Origin of the sequence: Stenotrophomonas sp. HMWF003, from assembly GCF_003061285.1 — a bacterium.
Taxonomy (GTDB): domain Bacteria; phylum Pseudomonadota; class Gammaproteobacteria; order Xanthomonadales; family Xanthomonadaceae; genus Stenotrophomonas; species Stenotrophomonas maltophilia_AP.
Genome location: NZ_QAIW01000285.1, coordinates 6,145 through 7,312, shown reverse-complemented (window position 1 = coordinate 7,312; position 1,168 = coordinate 6,145). Strand labels below are relative to the sequence as shown.

The window sequence follows — 1,168 nt, the reverse complement described above, 5'->3', positions numbered from 1 at the left end:
ATGAGTCCGGCCGATCGGCGCCGCCGTCGCGGGCGCGGCATGTTGTTGCTGGTGGCGGTGGTGCTGCTGCTGGCGGTGCTCGCCTCGTTCGCGGTGGGGCCGTTGCGGCTGCCACCGCTGGAGGTGCTGCAGGCGCTCGGGGTGAAGCTGGGGCTGGTAGACCCGCAGGCGGTGAGCAGCCGTGACCTGGCGGTGGTCTGGCAGTTGCGCATTCCGCGCGCGCTGCTCGGGGCGATGGTCGGTGCCGCATTGGCAATGGCCGGTGCCAGTCTGCAGGGGCTGTTCGGCAATCCATTGGCCGACCCGGGCATCGTGGGGGTCAGCCAGGGCGCGGCCCTCGGCGCGGTGGCGGCCATCGTGCTGGGCGCGGCCGGTGCGGCCGGCTGGATCGTGCCGGTGGCCGCGTTCGTCGGCGGCGCCGTGGCGATCAGCCTGACCTACCTGCTGGCGCGACCGGGCAAGGGCAGCGGCAATGCGACGCTGCTGCTGGTGGGCATTGCGATGGCGGCGTTCTGTTCGGCGCTGATCGGTTTCCTGACCTACATCGCCAGCGAAAGCGAGCTGCAGTCGTTGGTGTTCTGGCAGATGGGGTCGCTGGCGCGGGCCAGCTGGCGCGACGTGGTAGCGGTGGTGCCGTTGTTCGCCATCGGCGCGTTTGCGCTGCAGCGCCTGGCCACGCCGCTGGACATGCTGGCGCTGGGCGAACGCCAGGCCCAGCATCTGGGCCTGGACGTGGCCCGCACGCGGCGCCGTCTGGTGGCCTTCAGTGCGCTGCTGGTGGGGGCCGCCGTGGCATTTGCCGGTTCGGTGGCGTTCGTGGGTCTGGTGGTGCCGCACGTGGCGCGCATGCTGGTGGGCCCGGGCCATCGCTGGCTGCTGCCGGTGTCGGGCGTGCTGGGCGCGCTGTTGATCGTGGTGGCCGATACGGCCGCACGCACGCTGGACCCGCCTGCGGAGATTCCGCTGGGCTTGTTCTCGGCCGCGCTGGGCGCGCCGTTCTTCCTGTGGCTGGTGCTGCAGCAGCGCCGCAAGGACAGCCCATGAGCGCGCTGTTGCGCCTGCGCGGGGTAATCGTGCGTCGCCAGCAGCGCGAGATCCTGCATGGGATCGCGCTGGATTTCGTGCCGGGCACGGTCACGGCGCTGGTCGGGCCCAACGGTGCGGGCAA

General features: G+C 71.8%; 1 protein-coding gene. It reads left to right on the top strand.

Going from position 1 to position 1,168, the window contains the following annotated elements; genetic code table 11:
- The gene (locus DBR34_RS11830) at positions 1-1,044 is read left to right on the top strand and encodes an iron ABC transporter permease (RefSeq protein ID WP_128096941.1); all 1,044 of its coding nucleotides are present in this window, start codon (positions 1-3) and stop codon (positions 1,042-1,044) included.
- The last annotated feature ends 124 nt before the right edge of the window (positions 1,045-1,168 follow it).

What these genes read in the sequence shown, in the direction of transcription:
- DBR34_RS11830 (WP_128096941.1), top strand. Translation starts at nt 1, where the DNA reads ATGAGTCCGGCCGATCGGCGCCGCCGTCGCGGGCGCGGCATGTTGTTG.